The sequence below is a fragment of the Bradyrhizobium sp. Leo114 genome (assembly GCF_055229415.2).
Window position 1 is genome coordinate 19,286 of sequence record NZ_JBUYEN020000037.1, and the last position, 19,160, is coordinate 38,445.

Consider the following 19,160-nt stretch of genomic DNA (forward strand, 5'->3'; position numbering starts at 1 on the left):
GTAACGCAGCACTTCGGTCACTTTCGGAGCAGAGTGGACATTGAATACCCCGACGACGCCCCCGATTGGAAAGGGGTCTTTGACGTTCGGCCAGGCGCCCCCAACAGCCGTGGCGTCTTGATGTTGCCGTTCGAGGACCGCGGAGGTTGAAAGCTATTGAAACCGCGCAGCACTATCGCAATCCGGCGCGAGTACTAGTGCAGCGCGTGCTGGCGAAGATGGACGAGGCGTGATCCTAAGTGAGGTTTAGAAGGCTGTTACCCTCGCTGGAGGGAGAGAACCTGTAAAGAAACTTGCTCAATCGCTACGGCTCAGGTGTTCTCGGTAGGCGAGAGAAACCCACCTTTCGGGACTTCTCCCGTGCAGAGCCGCCAGCCTTAGAGGGCCTGAAGCCGACCTTCAGGCGCCATCTTGATCCCTTAGAACGGGTTACGCGGCCGGATGCCGCGCGAGGCCCAGCTCAGCGATGAGCGGCGGTCCAGACAGGGCTCCGCGACCCTATCAGACTGAATCCCGGCCTCTGTAAAGGACGCAGAGGCCAAGACCAGCACGGCCCGATCCCGCCTTTGAGCCGCCGCCCGGCCGTACGAAGCGGCGGATGCTGCCGCTCTCAAATTTACGCCGCTTCGGAACTCTGGGCGGCGACAGCTCGTGTAGAGCGTAGCGCTGCGTGAAACCTGCCGGCCTCGGCTTTGTGCAAAGAATCCTTCGGTCGCATGCGAAATATGGGAGTGATCGTTGCCCCCGCGGTTCTATCCAGGCTGAACCGGAGTCTGGCTCCTGAAGGAGAACCCTCACCTGCCGGTCTGATGGGATGGCTGCGCGTTACCACAGCGGCTATCTCGTTTCCCGGCGGCGTGGAGCGCTCTCTCACGCAGATGCCTTGGCGACCGGGAACGGCTTCACCTGGAATCGGTCCACATCCCAAACTCATCGACTCTCATCGCCTGGTCCTCTCAACGGGCCGCCGCCGGTGCGGGCCCGCCCGGCGCAGCGCCGGCCATCTCTAGTCGCGGACTAACTTTAAGCGTCAGGGCGACGAGGCCACCGACCAAGGCGCAACCGGCCAAGGCCAGCAGCCCGGCGGTGAAGCTGCCGGTCGCATCTTTGAGGTAGCCCATAAGGAAAGGCCCGGCGAACCCGGACAGGTTGCCGAGCGCATTGATCCCCGCGATCCCGGCTGCAGCCGAAGCTCCCGTCAGGAACGCGCTGGGTATCGGCCATAGCAGAGGGGGCGTCGCGGAAACGCCGATCTGGCTCAGGCAGAGGAAGCCAAGCACCAGCGCCGGGGCGGAGACGAGACCCGCGCCGGCCAGACCGATCGAGGCGAGAAGCATGGCGAAGCAAACGTGCTCCCGACGCCTCAATGTGCGGTCGGAGTTGCGGCCCAGGAGGACCATTCCGACGGCGCCAAACAAGAACGGCACAGCGGACAGCAGACCGGTCTGGAAGTTGCTCACGCCGAAGTCCTTGATGATCGTCGGCAAGAAGAACGCCACACCATAGCTCGCCGCGTTCAGACAAAAGTAGACGAACGCGCAAGCAAGGACACGGAGGTCGGTGAGCGCCCTGACGATGCCCAGGTGCTCGACGGCCACCTTATGCTGCCGTTCGGATTCTAGCCGTTGTTCGAGCCAGCCCCTCTCGTCGTTGGCCAGCCACGTGGCAAGCGCCGGTCGATCGGTCAGGTAGAAGACGACCCCGAAGCCCATTAGTATCGACGGCAAGGCTTCGAGGATGAAGAGCCATTGCCAGCCATCCAATCCAGCGCCGACGATGTTCAGCAGAGCCCCGGAAATCGGGCCGCCCACAATCGACGAGAACGGTATTGCCAGCATAAACAGCGAGACGACCCGGGCGCGGTAGATCGAGGGGAACCACAGCGTCAGGTAAAAAATGATCCCGGGAAAGAAGCCCGCCTCGGCGAGACCGAGCAGAAAACGGAGGATGTAGAACACCCACTCGGTCGAGATCCCGGTAGCCGCTGAGATCGAGGGGATGAAGGCGAACAATCCAGAGATGACACCCCAGCTCAGCATGATGCGGGCGATCCAGAGCCGAGCGCCGAACCTATCGAGCGCAAGGTTGGATGGTACTTCAAACAGGAAATAGGAGATGAAGAACAGGCCCGCACCGAAGCCGTATGCAGCCTCCGACAGGCCGAGCGCCGAATTCATCTGTAATTTGGCGAAACCGACGTTCACCCGGTCGAGGTACGCGACGAAGTAGCAGATGAAGAGGAAGGGCAGCAAACGCCACATTATCTTGCGGATCGTCCTTGCTTCGATCTCGTCCATGACACCGTTACCTCCGTGTCGGTGGAGCTTGGGCGGCCTGCCCGGATCACTTTGGGGGCACTCATTTTGCTGCCAATCGGTTGGCTCTGATCCGATGGGAGTCAATTGCGGGTCGCGCCGTGTGACCGCATTTTCTGAGCGGCAAGGTCAACCCTTCAAAACCAGCTCCTACAGACAAGACACCGCTGCACCGCAGTACAGACATCACGGCTGCCGTCGGCGCAGGATCTGACTTAGGGACAGGCTTTCCGATGCTAGATTACGATGCAAGCTGAACACTTACGATGCAAGCTGAACACGACCTCGGTTGCAAACCCAAGTTCCTTCGCGTGAATTGGTTCCTTTACCACAGCTTCCGCGTGAAAGTTAAAGCCGGTTAGGCCATCATGGCAAACACGATGGACGACCCGCCGCAGATCGCAGATTGGCAATATTACTAACCTATAACGGTACCTCCGCCGTATGGATCTACCGCGATTTGCCGGGTTCTGAATGACCGCCCCGCTGCGCGACCCCAACAACCTGATAGCGATCATTTACGATTGGGCCGCCGCCAATGCCGCCAGGCAGCATCGCGGACACTTCCATCAATTTCACTCCGTGTTTGGTCGGCCTTGCAATGATCTTTCCAAGGCGTTTGCTGAGCTCGTCGTGCGGACCGTAGTCTGGAAATCCCAGTGCGATGATGTCCTCATCTGCACGCTCAGGAGATGCCGCGTGGAGTGAGTTAAGATAAGTTCCTGAAGGCACGTGGTGGTCGAGTATCAGCAAATCGCGATGCTCTGCGTCGGCGACTGGAAGGCGTGACCTTGTATTTCACTGAAAATGCCGCCGGTTTGTAGAGGTCAGCGCGCTTAACGGGCTGAAGCTCCGCGAGAACATGATGCAGAAAAATCAGGAGCGATCAGAAAGCGGAGGCCGGCAGGATTTCCGTATTGCGACCGGTGGCTAAGATCTGCGGGCTACGGCTAAGGTTCAAGGCCGATCCGCGCGAGCGGTCGGCGACCTAAAATGAGCGACGACGGAGCGCGTTAGACAGGAGAACAATATGACAATCTACATTTCGCAAGGGCGGTACACCCCGGCGGCGATCCGCGCAATGACCGCGAAGCCGGAGAACCGTTCTGAGGCGATCGCTGAGATGCTCGCCGCCGCCGGCGGTCGTCTAATCAGTTGGTACCTCACCTTGGGACGGTACGACTGGCTGATAGTAGCCGAAGCACCCGACGAGCGTACACTGGTGTCGGCCGTGCTTGCGGCGGCAGCTGGCGGAAGCCTGTCCGACATAACCACGACGGTGGCACTCTCGGCCGACGATACAGTAAAGGCTTTCGGTCAGGCGGGTGAGCTTGCGAAGAAGTTCAGATCGGCCGGAGCCGACTACTACGGGGTGCCGGTCGAGTCGGCTCGCGAAATTGCGACGGACCCAAAGTAGTAGAACCTCCATACGCCACGTGGATGGCAGAGACTATGCCGACGGGCGTTCGTAAAGCGAGCGGCCAGTCGCTTCCGGTCTTGCCCGATGAGCGGACATTCTTGGTGTCCGTCGGCAGGTCTCAGAAGGGCCAGGACCGGACGTTGCGCTGAGGAACGAGAAACCACGTCTCAGAAAAAGCGGTCTGGGGAAGTTTGAATGTTTATAGAGGGTCGTCCAAGCGGCTCGGAATGCGCTGTTTGGGCCGGCTAGAGTCTCGGACCCGAGCCAAAAAACCTTCGAATCAGAGGGTGCCGCCGCAGGAGGCGGCACCGATCTATCGCGTTATGCTCCCGGCTCAGCCTTCAATGCGGACCGGCATGGTCTCATACCCCTTGATCAAGTTCGAATATACCCGGTTCGGCTCGTCGAGGACTTCAATTGTGTCGAGGCGCTTCAGGATCTCTTCCCAGATGATCTTCAGCTGAAATTGCGCTCACACTCGGGGTTCCTGCTTTCGCAGGAACGACAGCGAGTATTTGTTACTCTGCTTGCCCCGGCCTTCAGCGCACCGGGTCAATCGGCGTCGCGACGCCCAGGCGGGCCTCGATGGCTTCGGCCGCTTCAAGGCACAAATCCTCGCGCAACCGCTGGCCCGTGATCAGCACGCCGATCGGCAACCCCGTCGCCTCGTCACGTCCGGCCGGCACGCAGGCCGAAGGCAGCCCGAGCAGATTGGCCGGAACGACCGGGCGCATCATCTCCTTGGTCGCGGCCGCGCCGGCGGGGGTTGCCGAATCAAAACCATGCTCGAACGGCAATTGCGTCCAGGTCGGCGACAGCAGCAACGGCCGGTCCGCCATGAAGGTCGACCATGCGCGCGCAATACCGTCGCGTTCGGCCATCAATTGCGACCATGACGCGGTGTCGGCCAAAGGCGGTATGCCCTCATTGAAGTTGTTCAGGAAGGCCAACGCGTCAGTGCCCATCATCGGGGACAGCAAATTCAGCACCGAGCCGAAATCGCCCACGATCAGGCGGCGCCAGCAGCCGATCGCATCGTCGTAGCGCGGCGGGCAGGCTTCTTCCACGACATAGCCGGCGTCAGTCAGTGCGTGAGCGGCACGCCGCACCACAGCCGCCACCTTTGGATCGGTGCCGCCGCCGGGCGGCTCGGGCAGCACGGCCACGCGAACCGGCCCCGCCAAGCCCGGCCCCTCGAACGGGGCATCGATCGACCAGGGGTCGCGCGGATGCGCGCCCATCAGGACAAGCAGGCCGAGGCGCACATCCGCCACGCGGCGGGCCATCGGCCCCTGCACGTTCATCAGCTGCACCGCCAGCAAGCGGTCTTCGGCCGGCACAAAGCCCGCGTCGGGCACCCGGCCGGCGGATGGACGGATGGAGGCGATGCCGCAGGCGGTCGCGGGAATTCGCAGCGAGCCGCCGAGGTCGTTGCCAAGGCCGATCGGGCTCATGCCGCTGGCCAGCGCCGCGGCCTCGCCGCCGCTCGTGCCGCCTGCGGTGCGGCCGGGATGCCAGGGATTTCGCGTCAGGCCGTGCAGCGAACTGTCGGTGTGCAAGCGCAGCGCCATGTCAGGCAGATTGGTGCGGGCGATCGGGATGGCGCCGGCGGCGCGCATGCGTTCGACGACCGGCGCATCAACTGGCACCACCGCCTGGGCCAGCGCAGGCACGCCCCAGGTCGTGGGCAGGCCGGCCATGTCGATGTTTTCTTTCACGGTAAAAGGCACGCCATGCAGCGGGCCAACGGTCTCGCCGCCGGCGAGCTTTTTGTCGGCGAGGCCCGCAGCCGCGCGGGCCTCGTCGACCAGCACGTGCACCACCGCATTCAGCGCCGGGTTCACCGCATCGATACGCGCCAGATGGGCATCTATTACCTCCGCCGAACTCAGTTGCCGGCGCGCAATGCCCTGCGCCAGTTCATTGGCCGAGAGTTGCCAGATTTCGCTCATCGCCTACTCCAACATGAAATGCGCAGCGAAGCTGCGAGTACCCCGTCCAAACAGCATGCTTTACTCTGAGCACAGTACTAATGATCCGGCTTGCTGATGTCGTGAGACACAGATGCCCTTTCAGTTGGATGTAAGCGCACATCCGCTAACGCGTTACCGGCGCGCAGAGCCTCACACCTACCCTAGGAACCCCGAGCGAAGCTGCTCGATGATCATCACGGGCACGCACGATAAATCGTGGCCAGGGATACCGGTATGAGGTCGAATGATGATCCGTCACCAACGCCAGAACGCGCGTTTGCGATGTGGGCTAGTGGCCCCTAGCGCATATGGCCTCTGTTTCGGTTCACGTTTGCTTCGTACCTTCAACGGACGTTCGGCCGTCTTTGATGCAGGACTCGCAACTGGCTATGTGGGCAATTGCCTTTGCGAGCTGGTTGGTTGTCCCTGAGCGTTTTGGGCCATGGCCGCCCGGGGCCGCTGGCGCTTTTCCATCCCTTGCTAAGGTTCAAACGCCTTCTCTGATTTAGGTCAATGCTCTACTTTGAGGCGCGTGAACCATCGGACCATGAACCTGCCTGACGAGCCATGTCCAGGTCACGAGACGCCGAAGCCCAAGTCATCGCTTATTGTAGGAGGCGCGGCGAGTCATCGAAGATTACGCGAACGATCTGCGGAGATCATCAAGAAGCTCCGCAAGCGGCTTCATTCAGGCCGTCCATGCCATCGTATTTAACTGACCTGGGTTGAAGTGGACAATTTCCGAGTTCGCCAAACGGAGTATGCTTTGATCATAATCGGCTAAGGCGTTGCCGTAGGTGCCGATGACTGAGAGACCGATCGCGCTCCCGCCTGCAACGGGAAGCCGCCAATGTCTCAAATTTCCGACCGTCTCATCCTTGCTCGTCGCCATGTTGCCAGAGGTCGCCAGATCGTCGAAAGGCAGCAACTGCTGGTCCGCAAGAGACGTGTAAACACAGCAGAAGCCCGCAAGCTGTTAGCTCTGTTCGAGGCAACACAGGCCATCTTCGAGGATGATCTGGATCGCCTCTTGCAGGAGGAGAGCGACGGCTACGACCGCCTCAGTTGGATGCCTGCTCGTTAGAGTGTTGCCTATTGGCCCGAAGCGCCGCGTAGCCCGAGGTGCGGCTATCCTATCGGTTGGGTGCGCTGAACACGCTACTCGATTCAGTAATCTCTCGGCCTATCGCGTGGTGACGATAATCGACATGAATCCATTCCGCTTTTGCGATAAGGCGAGAGTAAACAAGCTTCTGCTGCAACGAAGCCAGATCCAATCTGACCGGGCGTCTCAGTAGCGGGTTGAGGCCTTCGAAAGGGATTGCGTTTACGTGAGCGGCATGAATGGCCGAGAGGGTCGCCCAATCTGGTTTAATCGATCCCGCAAAGCCAATGCGCGCAAGATAGTGATCCAGCTGAAAATGCTCTGGCATGACGACTCCTATACGATCGCGCCTCGGATAAGGCGGCAACAGCATAGGTCTTCTTGTTGTGATGAGACCAAACGAACGGCAGCCGGATCAAACGCGCCTGCGCTAGGTACCTGCCTCCCAACCGAACTTTTTCGAAGAACGGTCATGGCCTGCTAGGATGGCTGCTCAATCTTCGGAAGCATGCGCGTCGCGTTCAGCGGCGTCCGCGATATAGCGATCAGTTCCATCAAGGCTCGGCGAATGGCCAAAGCGTTGGCGGAATCGGCGAGAGAAATACCGATAATCATTGAAGCCACAAGCGTACGCGATTTCGCTGAGAGGCTGTCGTGTGTTCAGCGTCGTCCGGCGATGGAGAAGGTGCGCGGCGTGATCCAATCGAACTGATTGGACGAAGCGATTGCAGGCCAGGCCGCGTGCCGCGAACAGCTTCTGAAGATAGCGCGGCGAGATCTTCAATTCTGCGGCTATATCCCAGAGACCGAAGCCGGGGTCGGAGAACCGCTGCTGGATGATGTCGCAAACCCGGCCGAACAATCGATCCGTGTGAGCTGATATGGACGGCAGATCGGATGGAGCAAACAGTACGCTGAGCAGATCATAGATCACCAGCTGCATAGAGGCTTTGGCCCTTTCGGGCATTGACTCCTCATCCTCGTTGCAAGTCAGGAGATCGACCAGGATACGTCCCGCGTGAGTGTCCTTGCGCCCACTCACGCCACCCCGCGGCTCGAAACCAAGATGAGTGACCACAGCCTGGCGCGGCAAGTGCAAAGTCCGCCACCGTCCACTGGCATTCTCAATGGCGTATGTCAGGGGCCGCGCCACATCGATCAACGCCACCGTGCCCGGGGTAAGATCGACAGTCCGATCATTTTGAGTGACGCTCGATTCGCCGTCGGTCTGAATGACCGCATAATAATAATCGGCGTCGTCGAGGCGGATGTCGCGCGGCGTCCGATCGACGCGATCCACGTTTAAGCCAATATCCACCGTCCGAAGCCCATAGAGGCTCCCGGGATTGGCTTGGCCGACAAAAGACTTGGATTGGGCAATCCGCGGTGTATGGCGGCAGCAGGCAACAGCGTGTGCGGCGCTGCGCCAGCTTTCATAGTCCAAGTCCGCCTCGCTGAGGCGATGAACGTTCGACTGCATCGGATCTTTTCCGTGCGCTACTGCGCTTATTATGGGGAGCCTGCCCCTTCGACACCGTTGCTCCGGAAGCCTCTCCGGACTGTTGAGATGATTAGCACCCCCTCGCCCACCCACCGATATCGTTTGGCGAAAGCGCGTTCGCCAACTGAGAACACGCACCAATAACGCCCCGGGCCGCCGCAGACTATCATGAGCTGGCGTCCGCCGCCTGCTCAATCAGCACCGCCACGGTGCGGGGATTGGAGACGTAAATCGCGTGACTTCCCGGGACCTCGCCGGCCGTCGAGCCCGCGCGCTTCGACATCTGCCATTGCGCTGACTGCGGGATCATCTTGTCGTCCCTGGCCACGAGATTTTTGAGTTGCTGGTCAATGGCTTTCTCCTTCACTGAAAGATGGACATGAACTGGTGTCTGCATGGGCTTGCGTCGCGTGCACGCGCGACGGCGCGTCCGTGCAGTGGGCACATCCGTTCATTGCGATACGCATTTGTTGCGTCATCTGACATCTCTCAAGTCGGGTGATCCAGCGATCTCACCTATGAATCAATGATCGCCTTCCAAGCTCCTGATTTACGGAGTTGGAACTGAAGCCTGCCGCTCGTGCGGTTGTTGCAGCGAAATATGTTCTGGTCTTGGGCAGAAAACAGTACCGAGATCAGCGATTCTGGCTGCACCATGGACCAATGGCTTCTCTTTCCGTCGCAATCGACCGCGCCAAGAAAATACCGCTCATCGATCAGATTTATCGGGCGATCCGGGAGGCAATCGAGACCGGAAGGCTTGCTTCCGGTGCCAGGTTGCCGTACCCGAAGAGCTTCATGAATTCGCCAACAGTGGGGCCTTTGCGGCTGGGGCCTGATGGTGCCTCAGCAACATCGGCTCCGTGAAGACTGCGCCGCAAGTTGCTCCTCTGCTGCTGGCCTTGAACAACACGGCGACGTATGGCGGCATGGCCTGCTCGGGATTGTTCGGCGGCATCATACTTCTGTTTGTCGACCGGCACCTCCTCAGTCTCATCGGAGCTGTTGCCCTCGCGATCGCTCTTCTTTTCGCGGAGATCGCGCACGCGACGATCGTGCGGTGCGCCGTAGGAATTCGGATCTGAATCGCTCGCAAACGATATCTGACGAATCCCGGCGGGAAAATAGCGCACGCCATTTCGAGCGGACTGCCGCAAGGCCGCCGACGAGAATGCTGCCTTGCGGTTGCGTCCAGCCCGCATCGCCCGACTCGAACGAAGCAATAAATCTGCATAGGGCGCCCCCAAATCATACTCATCAATCGATCAATGAAGGTTAGTGCACCTCAGTACTGCTAATCGTGCGCCGTAGGCGCACGACGACGGCCACGCCGTGTTCTGATGTCGGCGACCATCCAGTAGGTACGTTTCGCAGCGCCGGCTTCGCGCATGTCTCCGACGATCTGAGCCATTCCTCCTTGTAGTCAACTCGCCTTCGCATTGTCCCCTATCCGTCATCAAGTTCTCTGGTGGCGTATCAAGATCAAAGGCAAGCTCGTTGACGGCATGATTGCTTCGAGCGAGAATTGCTGGCGCTTCTTCTTCGCCTGCGACATCGAGAAAAAGGCCGCCAAGCTCGCTGGCGTTGTGCGCACGCGACTGGGGCAAAAGCTCGGCCTGCTGACAAAGGATGTGTTCGAATTCTGCTGGATTGTAGATTTCTCGATGTACGAATCCCCGATCTGCACATCGATACGATCAAGGTGAAGACACGGGAGCGCAAATGGCCATCCCACAAATTGACTCGCTTGACGAGCGTGGGCGCCCTTAGCCTTTTGCATCAGAGATGGGGGGCATGACCAAGTTTCCGCACAATTAGCCGATGCATCACGGTGTGAATGCAGGGCTTTCGAAGCCGCGTTTCCGGCGGCATCCGGACTGATGTGCGCCGTTGCTCTGATCAAGAACGCACTTCGAAGATCACGTTGAACGGCGTCCTTGGCTAGCGTCCATGTTGGCTCAGAAGCGGTGCTCCTGTGCCGGCGCAGTGCCGGAAATACGCAGACGGACCTGTGGGGAAGCACTTGCTTAATTGGCCAAACAGTTCGCGGATGTGGAGATGTCCGCTTTGGGTCATTCTCGACAAAGCCAGCCGGTCCAGTCTGGCATCTGATGTCTGCTTTGATCTGAAAGTGACGAACGCGCTGCTTTGCAGCGAAATGACGCGATGGGCCATGACCGGACATTTCGTCGGTCACAGAGTGCGAGCACCCGCTAGCTGTTCCGAATAATTGAGACTAGATTAACGTTCTGCGCGTGCGACACGATCGGCTAAGTTCATTCGGCCGCGAGTTCCGGACGAAGCCATGATCTCGGATTCCGTGCCTCTGATGACGGCTATCGATCTCCTGATCATAGCAGTTACCGTCTATGGCATATGGCGTTGCCGACTGATCAGTCATGGAAAGCGCTTCGAACGGCCGCGAATCAGCCTGCTGCTCATCAACTTGGGACTGCTGGCTGTTGCTTTATTTTATGCGGCCGACCTAGCGACCATGTACGTTCTTCCGATGGTCACTGGGATGGATGAAGCAAGGAAGGCCATGGAGGCTCTTCATCGCGACCTCAACTGGCTGGTCATTCTGTTCGCGATGATTTCCATGTCTATCGGCTTCATCGAACTTCTCGTCGAACTTCAAAGACTGGAGGCGAGAGTGCGTCGCCTGATCGACGCCAACATCGTCGGTATCTTCATCTGGGGTCCTAACGGTCGGCTCGTTGACGCGAATGAAGCCTTTCTCCGCATTACTGGATACAGCCGCGACGATCTCGTCTCCAAGCGCCTGGGTTGGACGGAATTGACTCCCGCCGAAACGCGCAGTGTCGACGAGCAACGCTTGGCCGAGCTAAAGGCGACCCGAGTGGTCCATCCCTACGAGACAGAATACGTCCAAAGGAACGGTGGCCGCGTGCCGGTACTGGTCGGAATGGCGATGTTCGAAGAAGCGTCAGAGGAAGGTGTTGCCTTCGTGCTCGACCTGACCGCTCAGAAGAGAGCCGAACGGGCATACACTCAGGCACAAATGGAACTCGCGCACGCGAACCGCGTCGCAACGATGAGCCACCTGACGGCATCGATTGCCCACGAAATCAAGCAGCCGCTCGCAGCGGTCGTCGCTTGCGCCAACGCCGGCTTGAATTGGCTCCGTGCCCAACCGCCAAATCTGGACGAGGCCCGGCACGCGTTCGATGCTATCGTACAGGCGGGCGTCGGGACCAGCGACGTCATCGACCGGACACGCGCGCTGGTCAAGAAGGCCCCTCCGCGAAGGGACGCATTGGCTATTAACGAAACGATCCTCGAGGTCGTTGCACTGACCCGACACGAAGCGGCCAAGAACCGTGTTTCCGTTCAGACGCAGCTCACCGAGGGGCTGCCGCCTGTTCAAGGGGATCGAGTCCAACTGCAGCAAGTCGTCCTCAACCTGATTATCAATGCGATCGAAGCGATGAGCGGCTCAGACGAAGGGACGCGACAGCTGCTAATCAACACGGACAGAGTCGACCAGAAAGAAATACGAATCGCGGTGCAGGATTCGGGCCCCGGCATGGCGCCCGAGAGCATCGATCGCCTCTTTGAATCCCTTCTACACGACCAAGTCGAGCGGTTTGGGAATGGGTCTCTCGATCTGCCGCTCAATCATTGAGGCGCACGAGGGACGATTGTGGGCAACCGGGGCCGAGCCCAAAGGGGCCGTTTTTGCCTTCACGTTGCCTGTGCGCCCGGGCAATCGGTTGTGATCCGCGTGCGCCGTCTCTGATTACCATCCGCGCAGAGCGCGGGCCGACGCGAAGGCCCGATACGGGTCAAAAGCCGTAATACTTGCGGCGAGCGAATCGAGTCCGGTTTGCCTCTGAGAGCGGACCACATCGCGACAGATCAAATCTGTCGCAATGGGCCAAGAGGCGACCTAGCGCGTTCGGGTTCAGCTCGGATCGAATGGCGGGTCGGCAGACTTGGCTTCCTGCCACCACCACACCTGAACGCAACTCCGGATTTCCGAAATTTCTATTGCAGGCATCCTGCCCCCATCTGCAAATGGCGATGTCTTTCCCTCTCTTACCTCGGTCCGGCGTCCCGTCGGCGACGTGGCGCACGACAAATCCACCGTAATGCCGGGGTCATGGTCAAGGACGGCGGCGCGTCGGGACGCGCAACCTCGATTGGTCCAACGGCGGCAACGGGTTTAGAAGTCTCTGTAGAGGCGGCTGGTGGCATTCGTCGCTACGGTATCACGCGGCGGCAATAACGATCGTCTATCGACTCTATGGCGAGAGGTGATTTCCCTCGCCGGCGTTGCAAGCTCATTCTTGTCGGGTGGTGGATATCTCGATGAATGCCGGAGCGACGAAGCGGTCAGGCTTCAGTCGTCCCGCCCCCCATATTGATGATGGAGGTGAAGATGCTATCCTGGAGAACGCTGTCGATTTTGACGCTGCTGCTCCTGATCGGCATCGCGGTCTGCGCCGACAAGGCAGCGGCGCTCCCGGTGCGTGCTGACCTGTCCGCTGACGAGCAAAAGATTCGCGAGTTGGGCCAGAAATGGGATGCGGCGGTGCGGGCTAAAGACGCGGTCGCCTGCGCGGGATTCTATGCGTCCGACGGTGCGATGCTCAACGCCAATGCGCCACTCGCGCGGGGCACTGTGGCCATCACCGCCGCCTGGCAGAGACTGCTCAGCATGAGGAATGTCAACCTGACCTTCGCCTCCACTCAGCTCATTGTCTCGAACGATGGCGACATGGCTTATGACGTCGGTACTTATGAGCTGAGCTTCGACGACAATAAAGGAATGGTGAAAGACGTCGGCAAATACGTTACCGTTTGGACGAAGGTCGGCGGCGAGTGGAAAGTAGCCGCCGACATCTCCAACAGCGATGGCGCGATGAAGTAAACAGAATTCCGGAGCATAGTCATTCGTAACGGAGGAGCCACTGAACGATTGACGAAGCCGTGTACTCATAAATTCCGGCGGCGGGGGTTACGACGGTTGATGTCCGGTGTACCCTCGGAAGCGGCGGAAGAGCAAACATTCGCGAAGGTCCGCAATGGGTCAATAACGGACGACGGTTCGAACCGGCAGCACGTCTGGTTTCTCCCCAACATCGGACGTCATTCGGATATGCGTTGTTATGGAAAAACTGGGCCAGTGAATGACCACAAGGCTTTCCTTCGCTATTGAAACTTCGACAATTCGGATCTTACTTAGAGGCCCGCCGGCGACGATCCGGACTCACTCGGATCGATTCTATTCCTCCGGGATCAAAAGGTGGCTGCTGTATCCGCGACCTTCGCGCTTGCTGCAAGTTTGTTGAGATCACCGCGTTCGCACCGCGCGGAGCTAACAAGGGTTTTGATCCTTGAGTGTCGCGAAAGCAACCTAGCCACTGTGAGAAGCGCCAGCGCGGCGATTCCGGTCATGGGAGCAGATGATGTCGCCAGCGCAAATCCGACGTGGGTGACCACGAGATAGAAGCGAATAAGGATTACTCTATACCGATTGAACATTGTTTACTCCCCAAAAAGACGATGGGCGGGCGGGAAAGGCGTCCGCCGAACCATTCAATGGTCCGATCCAACTGCGTTTTTGGGGAGTTGACGATGGCGCAAAGCCCCCATCGATTTGCGCGCCTCCAAACGCATTGGAGTCACGCTCACCCGAGAGGGTCAAGACAGAGCTTATGCGATAGCTTTACTGTCGAGACGGAGTGCCTAGCGCTGAGAGACGTCGCAGCTAGAATTGAGTTTCTTCGAACTCAAGATTTCGACGACCGAGCCATCGGCACCGATCGTTCTAACCGGGCTCGTGCCGTTCTCGCGCGCAAAACCAGACATGACGAGGCACTTCAGCGCGTCGCCCTGCCTGTAGATCGGAATGACCGTGCGAAAGGCGCCTTGAACCAGGCTCACTTGGTAGAATAACGTACTGCCTTCAAATTTCCAGACAACCTCACCGCCACGAGCGTTCTTTTTCTCCTCACCCAATTCGAAGGTAAGACTACCCGCGATCGGTGAGCCAATCGGATTGTCGTTCTTATCGAAACGCTTCTGCTCACGCTCGACCTCAATCGAGTCGTTGGAGAGAACCTTGATCTTCAAGGCCTCGGTGACATGCGCAACGAACACTGATCCATTCTTCAGTCTGACTGCGTTCTCATATGAAGTTTTCGTCGAGACAACCGATGCTTCCAGCTCTCGAAATTCGATGGGGATGCGACTTTCGTCCGGAGGCAGAGGAGCAATGTCGGAAATTGGGCCGCCGGCAACTCTTTCTGAACTAGGCTTAGGCGACTTCGAAGCTGGATTGGGCACTGCTCGATTCGATGGAGGCGAACGTTCTGCGTCAGAATCTGCACCCATTGCCTTCATGACGCATCTTCGCACCACAGGCGAGGCAGTTGAGCGACACCTTTCCAGATTTTCTGGACCTCCCCCAAGCCTCTGCATGCAAGCTTGAACTATCGGCCGCCCCAGGCTCATTCGACAATTTGCTATAGCCTCTTCGCGGTTTGCGGCACCAGCTTCCTGACAACATAATGTTGCCGCCGCGATCATCAAGAAAGCTCGAAGCGCCTTGGGTCTGCAAACCTTAATCACTGTGCGCCCCCTCAACATCAGCAGTAACGTTTGCCTTTCAGCTCAAAGCACTTGTCCGGGATTGCGACGCTCCCCGGGGCAACCGGCAATCTCGAGGATGAGGACGGCTTGCACCCGCCCGTGCCGGCACGCAGGCTGCCATCCTGACACCGCTCCCCATCGAGTGTTTTGATTATAGCTTCGGCCTCGGATCGATATTGGCTGGTGGGAAACTGACGAATGAATTTAAGTAGATCTTTGACGCTAGATTTATCGAGAAAATTCCAGGCCGCCTCATCCGCGGTATTGGCTGGTTCAGCCTGGCCATTCAGATAGATGCGCTCGGCGCCGAGCGATCCATAGGTGTAAGGCTCCTGACGATGATTGGTTGCTTTCAAAACATCGTCGCGAATTGTTCGCAGTAAGAAGTTGATCTCGAGATTTTGCTGTTCGATGTGGGCAAGCAACGAACTGGCAAATGGGCTATTTCGCCCTGCCCCATCTTCGGCAAGCGTTCCCTGTTTGGCGGAATAAGCGACGACGGTCGAGCCCACGGGCTGCAGGTTGTTTAGTCCCCGCCCGATCGCACGCGATGCAACGGTTCGCTTCATGGTGTTTTCAAAGTTGTTTGCTCGGCACGCGTCCAGAAATACAAGCCTTAACCTCTTGGCACCAGCAACAGCCTGAAGAACTCTCGCGAGCGGAACAGCTTCGTCTTCCACGTGGGTGTCGCGATCGAGCTTTGCGTCGATCGGAACCAGGAAGTTGCTGCCATCGATCTCAATGCCGTGCCCCGCATAGAATACGATGGCAATGTCTGCTTCGAGAGCCTCATCCTCGAACGCCCGTAGCGCCCGCAGGAACGCTAACCGGTCCGCATTCATCGCGATCGACACCTTGAAACCAACGCGCCTGAACGCCTCTCCGATATCAGAAGCATCATTCGGCGGATTAGAGAGTGATGCCACGTATCTGTAGCTGCCGTTTCCGACGATCAGCGCTACCCGCTTCGGAACGCCAGCCTCGGCTTTCGCAAGTTCAGGAAATTGAAAGACGACCAACAATACGAAAAGGGCAAAACGAAAAACGATCGGCATGGAAATGTCCTGGCTACTTTCTGCTTTTCTCCGCTGCTACTCGCTTGATCAGCAGAAACAGGTCACGAGCCGCTTCCGGGTTTGAACGTTCGAGCTCGTCCAAATCGGGATCGACAACCGATTCATCTCGCGACTGCAGACTCTCCTCAGATCCTGTCGAACGCGAGCCAACCCGGTTCTGCTGCATCAGATCAAGCGCTTGCCGGACCGCTTGTGGGTGCGATTTCATCAATGTTTGAAGGGTTTGATTACGGTCAATGATGCTCAGTTCGGCCTTGGAGAACGATTGATCGGACGCCGACCTTGCATTGCACGGAAGCGCAACCTGCAGGGCAACAAGGAATATGAGAGCTGCCGATTTGGTCATGGGTGTTTCAGCCTCACTAGATTGATGCGCAAATCCCGGACAACGCGCCCGTACACGTCTTCCATTTTCCCGTTTGATCTAACTATAAAGGTGCCATACGGGGTTTTCTCGCGATGTAGAAAGCCAGCCTTGGCCGCACCCACAACCAGCTTTCTAGTGGTCTCTACTGACATAATAGTAACCAGCAAGCGGCCAAGGTTCGATTGATCGATTGCTCCGGCCTGATCCTTCCAGTTCTGGATCAGTCTCGGCAGAGTGTCGGATGTAAAGATGGCGAGAAGCAACCTGTCGCGCTTCAATCCAATTCGCCGCATCTTCGAATCATCACGAGTAAGTTCGGTCAGATATGCATTGTGAGCTTCGGCAAGATTTCTAATGTCATCGCTGGTTTCAATCTTGCGGGCCTTCAATAAATAGAAGAATTCACTGAACTCATACATCGCATCACTTCTGAGGAGCTCGAGCACCTCTTCATCGCGACTTTCGCTCGCTGCGCAAAGCTCCTGCTGAAATTCTTGGCGCGCGCGGCGAAGCTCCCCGATCAACTCGAGATCAGCGGTGATCTCTCGCTCGGCAGTCCAGTCTAACAGCTTTCCGGTGCCCGCTTTTGAAACCACCGGCATCGCCCCCTCCAAATCATTTGGAGCCTACAAATTGCACTGGAGCTCTCCAAATTCCTCGTCTCTTTTTACCGCGAAAAACCCGAGCATAATCCACTCATCGTCAATCGACGACATCAAACATACAGGAGAGAGCCATGAACATCACCGCGAAGAACCTCGCCACCGCCGCCAGCCTCGCCCTCTTCGCGATCGGCGCGGCGTACCTAGGTACCTCTGCCGTTGTCGCCCATCCGAAGGTCACCGTCCAGTCCTCCGCGCTTACCGTGGACAACCAAATCCGAATCCATGGCAAGGCCGACCGGAATGGCTTTGGGCACCTGTACCTGCTCTCGGCTTCGGGCAGAGCTTTCGTGGTCCGGGAGAACGTGCCGATCGCGCCCAAGGGCGATCTCGAGTGGAATGTGACCGGGCCCTCCAGCGGAAGCCACTCGTTCGGCAAGGATCGGGTCATCTTCGTAACCACAAAGTCCAAGATAAACGGCTTTGCAGGTGAAACCTCCGTGCGAAAACAGTACTCGCTGGATGTCGATGAAGCCGCGTTTCGCCGGGCGCTCAAGGCGAAGACCGATCGGCTGGCGAAGAACGAATGGTCGGTTGCCGAAGCCACCGTCGTGACCGTCAAGTAAGCGAGTTGCCTTTTCCGTGGTAGTTGCAATACCCTGGAGACCTGCTCATTAAGCAGGTCTCCGCTTTGAGAATGATCATGTTAAAACGTTTTCATTGCTTCGCTGTTCGTGATGGGCTTCTCACCCGCGCTGGGTGATGGCCGTCCAACCGGAATAGCAAACAACATCGACTACGAGACCACGTACCGCAACCTTCTTCCCGAGACGGAATCGACGACGCGGGGAGGCGATCCCATCTATCGAATCGTTGGCGGCAAACCCGCGCGGCCCGGAGCCTGGCCGAGCATGGTGGCGTTGATCTTTCGCGATCGCCCTATTTGCGGCGCAACGGTCATCGACAAGTACTGGGTTCTTACAGCGGCTCACTGCGTCGCCAACCGAGATATCGCCGAGTTCGAGATCGAGGAGGGTACGGTCGAACTCAACACTACAGGTCGACGGATATCGATCGCAGACATTGTCATCAACCCGCGATATCGCGGCGGTCCGCCCACCAACGATACTGCGCTGTTAAAGCTTAAAACGGCTGCGCTTTCGCCACTACAGACGCTACTGCGCGGGCAAGCTCGCGACACCATTCCTAGGGAGGGCGATTTAGCCACCATCGTTGGGTTTGGAAGGATTCTTGCGCGTCCGGCGCAGGCAGGACAAGGCCAGACCGGAATGGCCTCAAACCGCTTGCTTCAGGCTGACGTCCCCATTGTTGGGACGGCGCGATGCCAGAGCCGCTACGGCGAAAGCCGCATAACGGCGGCGAATCTCTGCGCGGGCTTCGAGGACGGCCAGTCTGACGCCTGCCAGGGCGACAGTGGAGGCCCTCTGCTTTACCGAGGACTACTCGCGGAAACGATCCAGATCGGAGTGGTAAGTTGGGGTGCAGGATGCGCCCAGCCGAGATCGTATGGGGTCTACGCCTCCGTGGCCAATGCGGAGGGCTGGATACGCGAACTCGTCCCAACCGCCAAGTTCGCTCAAGCCTCGGACGAAGGCACCGGGAGTGGGACGGCTTTGTCTTCCGTTCCCGCCTACCTTAGCCAGGCTCTTGCAAAGATCCTCGGAAACACTCAGGCGTCTAAGCCCAGCACTCTGGCTCAGCTCTCGATCGAACTTCTCTCTGGCCCAAGCGCGCGTCTCGGCGACTTGATCCAGCTCCGTGTCATCAGCTCCATCGATGGAAATTTGGTGGTTTTCAACCGCGACCCTGATGGAAAGACTTATCAAATTTATCCCAACAAGTTCATCAAGAACGATGTAGCCGGCAAAATCCGCGCAGGTGCAGCCCTGATCTTGCCCGACCAGGCAGACAGCTTCCGTCTTCGCGCCACACCCCCTCTCGGCAAGAATACGCTCATCGCTGTGGTCCTGCCGCCGCAGACCCCGATCGACGATCTAACAAAACTAAACGATGACTTGGGCGTGATAGCCGATCCAAAATCGTTGTTTGATTCGCTTGCGGATCGCGAGGTGAAGACTCGCGGGATCAAAGTCGAACCCGTTGCCCCCATCAATCGCGCGATCGCGCAATTGACCTATGAGTTGGTTAAATAAGTACCCTTT

At 58.3% G+C, this 19,160-nt stretch carries 18 protein-coding genes and 1 pseudogene; 7 read left to right on the forward strand and 12 right to left on the reverse strand.

What is annotated here, in order from left to right:
* Positions 1–956: 956 nt before the first annotated feature.
* Positions 957–2,297, reverse strand: coding sequence for an MFS transporter (locus ACZIRK_RS33295; protein WP_028169386.1), 1,341 nt, complete (start codon positions 2,295–2,297; stop codon positions 957–959).
* 468 nt (positions 2,298–2,765) lie between these two features.
* A complete protein-coding gene (locus ACZIRK_RS33300) occupies positions 2,766–3,068 on the reverse strand; it encodes a hypothetical protein (RefSeq protein WP_130225954.1) in 303 nt (100 codons plus the stop codon).
* 277 nt (positions 3,069–3,345) lie between these two features.
* Here ACZIRK_RS33300 and ACZIRK_RS33305 point away from each other — a divergent pair, with 277 nt between their 5' ends.
* Positions 3,346–3,732, forward strand: coding sequence for a GYD domain-containing protein (locus ACZIRK_RS33305; RefSeq protein WP_130225955.1), 387 nt, complete (start codon positions 3,346–3,348; stop codon positions 3,730–3,732).
* Positions 3,733–4,069: 337 nt separating this feature from the next.
* Here the strand turns inward: ACZIRK_RS33305 and ACZIRK_RS33310 are convergent.
* Together ACZIRK_RS33310 and ACZIRK_RS33315 are read right to left on the reverse strand one after the other, a co-directional pair.
* Positions 4,070–4,207, reverse strand: a pseudogene (locus ACZIRK_RS33310) (cytochrome P450); the annotation flags it as partial.
* A 67-nt stretch (positions 4,208–4,274) separates the two neighbouring features.
* Positions 4,275–5,687: an amidase gene (locus ACZIRK_RS33315; protein WP_474418902.1), complete on the reverse strand. Its 1,413-nt coding sequence runs from the start codon at positions 5,685–5,687 to the stop codon at positions 4,275–4,277.
* An 871-nt stretch (positions 5,688–6,558) separates the two neighbouring features.
* Here ACZIRK_RS33315 and ACZIRK_RS33320 point away from each other — a divergent pair.
* The gene (locus tag ACZIRK_RS33320) at positions 6,559–6,792 is read left to right on the forward strand and encodes a hypothetical protein (RefSeq protein ID WP_474418903.1); all 234 of its coding nucleotides are present in this window, start codon (positions 6,559–6,561) and stop codon (positions 6,790–6,792) included.
* 49 nt (positions 6,793–6,841) lie between these two features.
* Here ACZIRK_RS33320 and ACZIRK_RS33325 read toward each other — a convergent pair whose 3' ends face one another.
* From ACZIRK_RS33325 to ACZIRK_RS33340, 4 genes are all read right to left on the reverse strand, one after another.
* Entirely contained in the window at positions 6,842–7,141 is a 300-nt protein-coding gene (locus tag ACZIRK_RS33325) for an arylamine N-acetyltransferase (RefSeq protein WP_130226116.1), read from the reverse strand.
* A 165-nt stretch (positions 7,142–7,306) separates the two neighbouring features.
* On the reverse strand, positions 7,307–8,293 hold the full coding sequence (locus tag ACZIRK_RS33330; RefSeq protein WP_130226115.1) for a helix-turn-helix domain-containing protein: 987 nt from the start codon (positions 8,291–8,293) through the stop codon (positions 7,307–7,309).
* Positions 8,294–8,480: 187 nt separating this feature from the next.
* Positions 8,481–8,681: a hypothetical protein gene (locus ACZIRK_RS33335; RefSeq protein WP_349645078.1), complete on the reverse strand. Its 201-nt coding sequence runs from the start codon at positions 8,679–8,681 to the stop codon at positions 8,481–8,483.
* A gap of 355 nt (positions 8,682–9,036) precedes the next feature.
* Positions 9,037–9,561 carry a hypothetical protein gene (locus ACZIRK_RS33340; protein WP_165435231.1) on the reverse strand — a complete coding sequence of 175 codons (525 nt, stop codon included), beginning with the start codon at positions 9,559–9,561 and terminating at the stop codon, positions 9,037–9,039.
* 1,058 nt (positions 9,562–10,619) lie between these two features.
* On the opposite strand from ACZIRK_RS33340, the gene ACZIRK_RS33345 reads away from it, so the two are divergent.
* The 3 genes from ACZIRK_RS33345 (at position 10,620) to ACZIRK_RS33355 (ending at position 13,208) form a co-directional block, all read left to right on the forward strand.
* A complete protein-coding gene (locus tag ACZIRK_RS33345; protein ID WP_474418904.1) occupies positions 10,620–11,960 on the forward strand; it encodes a sensor histidine kinase in 1,341 nt (446 codons plus the stop codon).
* Complete coding sequence (locus tag ACZIRK_RS33350; protein ID WP_130226112.1) at positions 11,929–12,054, forward strand: ATP-binding protein; 126 nt, start codon at positions 11,929–11,931, stop codon at positions 12,052–12,054. The genes ACZIRK_RS33345 and ACZIRK_RS33350 overlap by 32 nt, the downstream gene beginning before the upstream one ends.
* A gap of 662 nt (positions 12,055–12,716) precedes the next feature.
* Positions 12,717–13,208 (forward strand): YybH family protein, encoded by a 492-nt coding sequence (locus ACZIRK_RS33355; protein WP_245474733.1) that lies wholly within the window; start codon positions 12,717–12,719, stop codon positions 13,206–13,208.
* Between the two features lie 818 nt (positions 13,209–14,026).
* Here the strand turns inward: ACZIRK_RS33355 and ACZIRK_RS33360 are convergent.
* From ACZIRK_RS33360 to ACZIRK_RS33375, 4 genes are all read right to left on the reverse strand, one after another.
* Entirely contained in the window at positions 14,027–14,683 is a 657-nt protein-coding gene (locus tag ACZIRK_RS33360) for a hypothetical protein (protein ID WP_474418905.1), read from the reverse strand.
* A 245-nt stretch (positions 14,684–14,928) separates the two neighbouring features.
* A complete protein-coding gene (locus ACZIRK_RS33365; protein ID WP_130226110.1) occupies positions 14,929–15,987 on the reverse strand; it encodes a caspase family protein in 1,059 nt (352 codons plus the stop codon).
* 13 nt (positions 15,988–16,000) lie between these two features.
* Positions 16,001–16,354, reverse strand: a complete 354-nt coding sequence (locus tag ACZIRK_RS33370) for a hypothetical protein (RefSeq protein ID WP_130226109.1) — start codon at positions 16,352–16,354, stop codon at positions 16,001–16,003.
* Complete coding sequence (locus tag ACZIRK_RS33375) at positions 16,351–16,977, reverse strand: hypothetical protein (protein ID WP_130226108.1); 627 nt, start codon at positions 16,975–16,977, stop codon at positions 16,351–16,353. Before ACZIRK_RS33375 ends, ACZIRK_RS33370 begins: the two co-directional genes overlap by 4 nt.
* 134 nt (positions 16,978–17,111) lie before the next feature.
* Here ACZIRK_RS33375 and ACZIRK_RS33380 point away from each other — a divergent pair, with 134 nt between their 5' ends.
* The gene (locus ACZIRK_RS33380; protein ID WP_474418906.1) at positions 17,112–17,603 is read left to right on the forward strand and encodes a hypothetical protein; all 492 of its coding nucleotides are present in this window, start codon (positions 17,112–17,114) and stop codon (positions 17,601–17,603) included.
* 111 nt (positions 17,604–17,714) lie between these two features.
* Entirely contained in the window at positions 17,715–19,151 is a 1,437-nt protein-coding gene (locus ACZIRK_RS33385; protein ID WP_474418907.1) for a trypsin-like serine protease, read from the forward strand.
* Positions 19,152–19,160: the final 9 nt, after the last annotated feature.

Excerpts from the sequence above, each read along its gene's own strand:
- ACZIRK_RS33295 (WP_028169386.1), bottom strand. The coding sequence starts at position 2,297 with ATGGACGAGATCGAAGCAAGGACGATCCGCAAGATAATGTGGCGTTTG.
- ACZIRK_RS33305 (WP_130225955.1), top strand. The coding sequence starts at position 3,346 with ATGACAATCTACATTTCGCAAGGGCGGTACACCCCGGCGGCGATCCGC.
- ACZIRK_RS33315 (WP_474418902.1), bottom strand. The coding sequence starts at position 5,687 with ATGAGCGAAATCTGGCAACTCTCGGCCAATGAACTGGCGCAGGGCATT.
- ACZIRK_RS33320 (WP_474418903.1), top strand. The coding sequence starts at position 6,559 with ATGTCTCAAATTTCCGACCGTCTCATCCTTGCTCGTCGCCATGTTGCC.
- ACZIRK_RS33325 (WP_130226116.1), bottom strand. The coding sequence starts at position 7,141 with ATGCCAGAGCATTTTCAGCTGGATCACTATCTTGCGCGCATTGGCTTT.
- ACZIRK_RS33330 (WP_130226115.1), bottom strand. The coding sequence starts at position 8,293 with ATGCAGTCGAACGTTCATCGCCTCAGCGAGGCGGACTTGGACTATGAA.
- ACZIRK_RS33345 (WP_474418904.1), top strand. The coding sequence starts at position 10,620 with ATGATCTCGGATTCCGTGCCTCTGATGACGGCTATCGATCTCCTGATC.
- ACZIRK_RS33350 (WP_130226112.1), top strand. The coding sequence starts at position 11,929 with ATGGGTCTCTCGATCTGCCGCTCAATCATTGAGGCGCACGAGGGACGA.
- ACZIRK_RS33355 (WP_245474733.1), top strand. The coding sequence starts at position 12,717 with ATGCTATCCTGGAGAACGCTGTCGATTTTGACGCTGCTGCTCCTGATC.
- ACZIRK_RS33360 (WP_474418905.1), bottom strand. The coding sequence starts at position 14,683 with ATGAAGGCAATGGGTGCAGATTCTGACGCAGAACGTTCGCCTCCATCG.
- ACZIRK_RS33365 (WP_130226110.1), bottom strand. The coding sequence starts at position 15,987 with ATGCCGATCGTTTTTCGTTTTGCCCTTTTCGTATTGTTGGTCGTCTTT.
- ACZIRK_RS33370 (WP_130226109.1), bottom strand. The coding sequence starts at position 16,354 with ATGACCAAATCGGCAGCTCTCATATTCCTTGTTGCCCTGCAGGTTGCG.
- ACZIRK_RS33375 (WP_130226108.1), bottom strand. The coding sequence starts at position 16,977 with ATGCCGGTGGTTTCAAAAGCGGGCACCGGAAAGCTGTTAGACTGGACT.
- ACZIRK_RS33380 (WP_474418906.1), top strand. The coding sequence starts at position 17,112 with ATGAACATCACCGCGAAGAACCTCGCCACCGCCGCCAGCCTCGCCCTC.
- ACZIRK_RS33385 (WP_474418907.1), top strand. The coding sequence starts at position 17,715 with ATGGGCTTCTCACCCGCGCTGGGTGATGGCCGTCCAACCGGAATAGCA.